The organism is Novosphingobium sp. B-7 (assembly GCF_000410615.1).
In the GTDB taxonomy this organism is placed as follows: domain Bacteria; phylum Pseudomonadota; class Alphaproteobacteria; order Sphingomonadales; family Sphingomonadaceae; genus Novosphingobium; species Novosphingobium capsulatum.
The window spans coordinates 3,360-9,469 of sequence record NZ_KE148490.1; the positions used below are offsets into that span (position 1 = coordinate 3,360).

5 protein-coding genes and 1 pseudogene are annotated in these 6,110 nt (G+C 65.2%); 1 reads left to right on the top strand and 5 read right to left on the bottom strand.

Annotated features, from left to right (window positions below):
• Positions 1 to 529, bottom strand: a pseudogene (locus tag H926_RS35185) (ornithine cyclodeaminase family protein); the annotation flags it as partial.
• Positions 530 to 540: 11 nt separating this feature from the next.
• Entirely contained in the window at positions 541 to 1,848 is a 1,308-nt protein-coding gene (locus tag H926_RS0121420; protein WP_237741145.1) for an aminotransferase class V-fold PLP-dependent enzyme, read from the bottom strand.
• A gap of 181 nt (positions 1,849 to 2,029) precedes the next feature.
• Here H926_RS0121420 and H926_RS0121425 point away from each other — a divergent pair, with 181 nt between their 5' ends.
• A complete protein-coding gene (locus tag H926_RS0121425; RefSeq protein WP_022678075.1) occupies positions 2,030 to 2,512 on the top strand; it encodes an Lrp/AsnC family transcriptional regulator in 483 nt (160 codons plus the stop codon).
• Between the two features lie 51 nt (positions 2,513 to 2,563).
• Here the strand turns inward: H926_RS0121425 and H926_RS0121430 are convergent, their stop codons facing one another.
• The 3 genes from H926_RS0121430 to H926_RS33825 all read right to left on the bottom strand — a co-directional run.
• Complete coding sequence (locus H926_RS0121430; protein WP_028658327.1) at positions 2,564 to 3,232, bottom strand: glutathione S-transferase family protein; 669 nt, start codon at positions 3,230 to 3,232, stop codon at positions 2,564 to 2,566.
• A 150-nt stretch (positions 3,233 to 3,382) separates the two neighbouring features.
• Positions 3,383 to 5,377, bottom strand: coding sequence for an SPFH domain-containing protein (locus H926_RS0121435; protein ID WP_022678077.1), 1,995 nt, complete (start codon positions 5,375 to 5,377; stop codon positions 3,383 to 3,385).
• Between the two features lie 417 nt (positions 5,378 to 5,794).
• A partial coding sequence (locus H926_RS33825; protein ID WP_043610881.1) for a hypothetical protein occupies positions 5,795 to 6,110 on the bottom strand: 316 nt, incomplete at its 5' end.

Consider the following 6,110-nt stretch of genomic DNA (forward strand, 5'->3'; position numbering starts at 1 on the left):
CCTGCCATTGCTGCACCACAGCCGCCGCGCGGGCAGGATCGCGGCCCCAGATCAGGATGCGCTCAAAACGATGGACCAGCGGCAGCGCGGCCAGGTGGGTATGGGCCTGCCCGCCGGTGCCCATGATCAGCAGCACGCGGGCATCGGCGCGGGCCAGGGCGCGCGTGGCCACGGCCGTCGCCGCGGCGGTGCGTATGTGAGTCACCGCCTCGGCATCGACCACGGCCACGGGATGGCCTTGTGCCGGCTCGAACAGGGTGATCACGCCGCGATGGCTGCGCTGGCCCGGCCGGGCCGGATCGGCGAACACGCTGATCAACTTGGCCCCGAACATGCCATCGTCTGCCAGGCTCGCGGTCATCTGGGCAAAGGTGCGCCCCTCGCCCATGTGGATCATGGTGCGCGGCAATTGTCGCGTTGCGCCGCCCGAAAGCGCGCGCATCGCCGCCTCCATGGCCGCGATGCAGGCAGGATAATCGAGCAGGCGATGCACGCGCTCGCCATCGATGAACACCAGGTCTTGCGCCATCTTGGCCTCTTTCATGCGCGCGGCAGGGCCGCCAGGAACCGGTCTATGTCGGCATCGTCGTTCTGCACCGAAGGCGTCAGGCGAAAACGGTTGGCCGACAGCGTCAGCTTTACCCCCGCCGCCGCCATTGCCGGGCCAATCCTGGCGCGGGCATCGGCGCAGATCGCTGTCACGATCGGGGCGCCGCATTCGGGCGGGGTCATGACCGTATAGCCGCGCCCAGGCAATTCGGCTTTCAGCCGGGCTACCAGCCCTTGCGCATGGGCCTGGATGCGCGCCACGCCCGTGGCCATGATCCAGTCGAGCGAATGGTGCAGTTGCGCGATCACCGCGTGGCTGTGGGTGCCCAGGGCAAAGCGGCCGGTGGCATTGTCGGCAAACGCGTAGTCGGCCACCGCCTGCCCCGGCGGATCGAGCGGATAGATATGCGGCTGGAACGTATCGATGCCGTAGTACCCATAGGCACAGCGCTTGAGGCGCGGCCAGACATCGCGCCGCACATAGAGGAACCCCAGCCCGAAATCGCCCATCAGCCATTTGTACGATGCGCAGGCGGCGAAATCGACGCCGCTGGCTTTCACGTCCACCGGCACGCAGCCGGCGGCATGAATCATGTCGGCATAGACCAGCGCGCCATGGGCATGGGCCAAGTCGCACACCGCTTTGAGGTCATGCTCGAACCCATTGATCGTCGACACTTGCGAAAGTGCCACGAGCCGCGCCCCACCGGCAAGCGCCCTGGCCATATCCTCCATGCGGATGCGGCCATCCACCGCCTGCACCCAGGTGACGTTCACCCCCTGGCGCGCCATTTCTTCGTAAAGCGGGATGGAGCCGAAGAAATGGAGCGTGTCGGTCACCACGCGCGCACCGCCGTTACCCGGCAGGTCCAGGGCGCGCAGCACCATCTGCTCGGCCGCCGTGGTGCTTTGCACATAGGTCACTTCGTCGGCATCGGCGTTGATCAGCCGGGCAAACTTGGCCAGCAGGCCGGCCTCGTCCAGATCATAGCCTTGTGCCGCCGGGTCCAGCCGCCGCTTGGCGAGATATGCCTCAATTGCCGCCTGGCCGCCTAGGCTTAGCGGGTGCTGCGATCCGTTGTCGAGGTAGGCCAGGCTGGTGGGCGCAAAGGCAGCGCGGGCCGGCAGCGTGGTGGCGATTGGCGCGATGACGGTTGGTGCAGTTGCCGCCGCCCCGGCGTGCGCAGCCTGCGGGCCCACTGCCATGCCGGCAGCCACGCCCGCGCCGAGCCCCTGCATCGCCTGGCGCCGCGTCAGCCCCGCGCCCGCCATCGCCTCTTTGCCCTGCCGATATGCCATGGTGCCCTGCATAGCCGCGCGCCGCTGCCAATTCATGCCGTTTCGCAGCGTGTTTGCGCATAACCATGCCGGACAGGGACACAGCGCGGCGTTCATGCAGGATGACCATGCATTTCGTCGATTTAATCTTGTGCTGGCTCAAAACCCAGATAGCCATTGCGCAAATTGCAGGAATTTTCGCATGGCCGAACCGCTCAGCCCGATCGATCTCAAGATTCTCGACCAGATCCAGCAGGATGCCAGCCTTTCCACCACGGAATTGGCTGAAAAGGTGGGCCTTTCCCAATCGCCGTGCTGGCGGCGGCTGCAACGGCTGCGCGAGGAAGGCTATATCAAGGGCCAGGTCGCCCTGCTCGATCGCAAGCAATTGGGCGATGCGATCATTGTTTTCGCCACGCTCAAGATGGCCGCGCTGTCGGACAAGCAGCGCGAGGATTTTCTGCGCAAGATCGAAATCACGCCTGAAATCCTGGAGTGCCACACCATTTTCGGCGAGCGCGACATCCTGATCAAGGTCATCGCGCAATCGCTGGAATGGTATCAGAAATTCATATTCAAGGTGGTGCTCAAGCTGCCCGGCGTGATCGACATCGTGTCTACCGTCACGCTGTCGGAACTCAAGCACACCACAGCCATTCCTGTGCGCGGTTTTGCCAGCGTGTGACGATCCCGGCGTGGTGCCGTGCCCGCGATCCTGCGTTCGAACGGAGAGGGGTCATCGCCGCGCCTGCTGCAACACGGCCATCTGCGCTGCCAATGCCGCCTGGAAAGCAGGGCGCGCCCTGCCGCGTTCGACGTAGGCGGCCAGGTTGGGGTGGGCTGCCACGAGGCCGGGTTCTGGAACATTGCGCAGCACGTCGATCATCAGCAAGTCACCGATCGTGAAGCGATCCTCCAGCCAGTCGCGATCCCCGATCTCCCGTGCCAGTTGCGCCAGCCGCATGACGGCCAAGGGGCGCACCGCGGCCTTGGCTTCGTCTTGCCACGGTTTTCCATCGGCGAAGAAGCGCAGGATGGTCAGCGTGCCGAGAAACGGCTCGATACTGTTGAGCGCCGCGAACGCCCAGCCGATCGCCCGCGCCCGCCCGGCGGGGTCGCGGGGCAGCAGCCGTTCGTCCTTTTCGCCGATGTGGATCAGGATCGCCCCGGATTCAAACAGGGTCAGGCCGTTCTCGCGATAGACTGGAACTTGGCCAAAGGGCTGCTCGGCAAGGTGCTCTGCGGATTTTTCGGTGCCCGCCCCGCCGACAAGACGGACGCGATAGGGCAGGCCGATTTCCTCCAGCGCCCATCGCACCCGCAGATCCTTGACCCGTCCGCGCGCCATGTCGGGCACCCAGTCGTAGGCGGTGATTTCGATGGCGGCTTGCGGATCGATCGGCATGTCAGGCTGCCCCTTGCTGCGTCGCAGCGGCGATAGCACATCTGCGCCGGGATGGCGCCGGATCACGCTACCTGGCGCTATCGACGGTAGAACCATGGGGAATAAAACGGCCCCGTTCCGTTTTGCCGGAACGGGGCCGTGCGAGACGCGTCAGTGGGTTTGCACGGGCTCTGCCGCCGCGTCGCTGGCCAGCATGTCCCGGCCCTTTTCGCCCAGCATCATGCCGATCAGCGCGGCGAGCGGGCCGCCAGCGATGCCGCTGGCTTCGCCGCCGGTGCTGATCTGGATGCGGGGCACGATGTCCACGCCCGACTTTTCCAGCGCGTCGGCCAGGCGCTCCACGATCTGGCGGGTGAGCTGGTTGTGCGCGCCGCCCGATGCCTCTGCCTGGCGGGCAATGGTTTCGGCGGTGGCAAGGCCGGTCTTGGTGATGCGTTCGGCATCGGCCGCGGCCAGGGCGATCATCCGGGCAGCCTCGCCCTCACCGATGATGCGCACGCGCTCGCTTTCGGCCTTGGCCAGGGTGCGGGTCTGCTCGGCCTGCTGCGTGGCTTGGCGCAGGGCGGCCTTGCCTTCGTTTTCGCGCACGATGATCGAGAGTTCCGACTGGGTGATCGCGGTCTGCTGGTTGGCCCGCGCCTCGGCCTCGCGCAGCGCCTTTTCGCCTTCGGCGGCGATCCGCTGCTTTTCATAGGTCGTCACGCGCTCTTCGGCCACCTGGCGTTCGCGCAGCTGTTGCAGCACTTTCTCGATCTGGTCGTTGCCGGCGCTGGCGCGCGGCGTACCGATCAGCACTTCCTGCATTTCCAGGTTGTAGGTGGCAAACTTGGCGCGCATTTCGGCGCCGGCCTGTTCCTGGATGTCGCTGCGTTCCTGCAGCAGTTCGATCAGCGTGCGCTTCTGCGCGATGTTCTTGAAATAGGCCGAGACCATCGGATCGAGCGTCTGTTCGACCAGCTTCTTGATATCGCCAAAGCGCTGCACCACCAGCGGCGCCTTGCGGTAATCGATATGCACCACCACCGACAGCGGCAGGGGGGGTTCGAACGCGTCGCGCGTGATCAGCGAGACTTCCGAGAGGTTTTCGTCGAACTTGTGCTGGCCGATCGTGTCGCTTTCCCATTTCAGGATGAAGTTGGTGGTGGGCACGATCAGGATCTTGCCGGCATAGGTGTTGAACGCATATTTGCCGGGCAGCAGCGGATCGCTCCACACCCCGCGTGACCCGCGCGCGACCAGCTCGCCATGGCGATAATCATCGCCCGAGGTATCGGCCGTGTCATTGCCGGTATAGCTGATCACGACGCCGACATGGCCCACTTCGATCACCGTCTTGGCAACCATTTCCACCGTGGCGAACAGGCGGTTGATGTAATAGCTGCCTTCGACCAGCACCTGCAGCTGGCGCCCGCGCCGGCCACCGGCGGCGATGAACTTCTCCGGGTCCTGGAACGAGTTGTGGAACGTGGCGGCATCGCCCTGCTGCGTGCCCACTTCGGGCGCGATGATGTGATCGGCGCTGAGCGCGGGGCCATCGTGCACGGTGACAATGCCGATCTGGTCGGCCGAATCCTTGATCACCACGGCCTCGAAGCCGCCGCGCCCGGCGATCAGCGTCTGCATCTGGCCGAACAGATCGCCGTCATTGGCATTGAGCATCAGGCCATGGATGCGATCACGCGTGATGATCACGAACTGCGCGGTGTTGATGGCATAAGTGCCCTCGCGCAGGATCGTGCGCTGCGGCCCCTTTTGCCCACCGGCCGAGAGAAACGCGCGCACATCGAGGAAATCAGCGGTCTGGGCATTGCTCGCCAGAGTCTGCGTGGGGCCAAGCGGCGCACCATCGCGGGCAAAGACATAGCCGACCTGCCCCTGCGGAATGGTCACCAGCGACTGGCTGTGGATGCGATACTGGAACGGGAAGAAGAAGTGATAGCCGCCGCGCAGCACATCGGGCTGGAACCCGGCTTCGCCGCGCAGAGCGATCAGCCCGTCGGTGATCGAACCGGCGCCGCTCCACAGCTTTTCGACAATCGCCACGCGATTGTTGCCGACATAGCGCACGCAGCGCGACGCCACGAACAGCACGAAGACGAACACGACGAGCACGGCAGCAGTGCCGAGCATGATGGGATCAAGCATGGATGACATCCTGTGGAGTCTGGATCAGGGGAAACAGCAACCGGGGTGACGCAACCCTCACAGCAGGCCGCACGCATGCCTGCCAACTGCGCCGGCTATCCGGCCCGGCTAGGGCAAGCATGGCGCCCGGCATGGCATACCGGCGTGCGGGAATCGTGCGGATGGGGTGGTGCGGTTGCGCAAGAACGCGCGGCCACTGTCAGGCGTGGTTGATGCCTGGCGCGGACTGTGCGCCGTTAAGGCCGCAAGCGGCCTGGGCTTTCAAACCTGTGCTTGGTGAAAATGAGCCGGGCGATACGCCGGGCCGAAGGGAAGAATTGCACACCCATGGGTGCTGTTGCCCTGTTAAAAGCCGCTCGATGCGGCCACCGACTCATCTAGGCCGTTTTCACAGCGAAATCCACAACAATCGCAATGTCACACAGTATCCTGCCCGTCAGAACCGGGCCGATACTTGAGGTCGATATACCGCGCCATGACGCGCGCCTGGTCCTGTGCTGCGCCTGATCTTTGGCGCACGTCCTGCTCCAGGGCATCGGCCAAGATTGCCAGGGCCTGGGCCGTGCCTTGCTGCACTCCGGGATCGGATGCGGGCGCGGCGCTGCTGGCGGCGAGCAGGCGGATGATATCCTGGGCGATCGGGCCGGCCTCGGTGGGCGCGGCCAGGCTGGCGATGCGTGCCAGTTGCGCATCAGCCGCCGCGCCAAAGCGGCCCTGCGCTGCGGCCAGGGCC